Raw genomic sequence first — 228 nt, 5'->3', positions numbered from 1 at the left:
ATGTGTGGCCTACTCTGGCAGTGAACGTGATGCCAACGACCAGCTGGATGCCCAGGACCAAATCGGCCCGCTCGATCAGCAAATCAATGCCGCTTTTGACTTTGTCCGCCGCAACATGCGCACTGCCGCCGCCAAGTCCATAGGCCGAGTGGATATTCCCCAATATGACCTCGGTGCAGTATTTGAAGCCATCGTCAACGCCGCAGCACACCGCGACTACTCCATGAC

1 protein-coding gene is annotated in these 228 nt (G+C 57.0%); it reads left to right on the top strand.

All coding sequences use genetic code 11. The features are described 5' to 3' along the window. Positions 1–228 (top strand): hypothetical protein (locus Q4563_RS23495; protein ID WP_442903885.1); only part of this gene is annotated, 228 nt, incomplete at both ends.

It is taken from the genome of Gilvimarinus sp. 1_MG-2023 (assembly GCF_030548285.1).
The sequence above is the reverse complement of the archived record's forward strand: the minus strand, read 5'-3'. Positions and strand labels throughout refer to the sequence as shown.